The following is a 514-nucleotide window of genomic DNA, read 5'->3' as shown; positions in this document are numbered from 1 at the left end:
TTCTGATGGCTCTTGGACGGTGTCGCGGAGCCAGATGACGACTGCCGCGACGGCCAGGGTGCCGTTGAAGATGTAGTCGCGCTTGTCGTAACGGCTGGCGACCGCACGGAACTGCTTCCACTTGCTGACGCACCGTTCGGCGGCACTGCGGCGGCGGTACTGGCCTGTGTCGAAGGCCGGTGGCCGGCCGCCGCTGCGGCCTCGCCGCCTCCGCTTGGCCCGCTGGTCATCGGGCTGGGCGATGGTCGCCTTGATGTGCCGTCCGCGCAGGTAGGCGCGGGTATCGCGGCTGGAGTAGGCCTTGTCGCCGCGGAGCCGGTCCGGGCGGGTGCGGGGCCGTCCCGGCCCGCGCCGGGCGATCCGCAGGCACTCCAGTACCGGGACGAGCATGGGGTTGTCGCCCCGCTGGCCGGGCGAGGTCTGCCAGACCAGCGGGCGGGCCCGGTCATCGGCCAGGAAGTGGACCTTGCTGGTCAGTCCGCCCCGGGAACGTCCCAGCGCCTCGCGTCCATCG

The 514-nt window shown here is 72.2% G+C and carries 1 protein-coding gene; it reads right to left on the bottom strand.

Going from position 1 to position 514, the window contains the following annotated elements:
- On the bottom strand, positions 1-514 hold a 514-nt coding region (locus tag OKJ99_RS10815), incomplete at both ends, for an IS5 family transposase (RefSeq protein ID WP_326015692.1).

This window comes from Streptomyces endophyticus (genome assembly GCF_035798155.1).
GTDB classification, from domain to species: Bacteria; Actinomycetota; Actinomycetes; order Streptomycetales; family Streptomycetaceae; genus Streptomyces; species Streptomyces endophyticus.
Note: the sequence above shows the minus strand (reverse complement) of the source record. Positions and strands in the feature narration are given on the sequence as shown.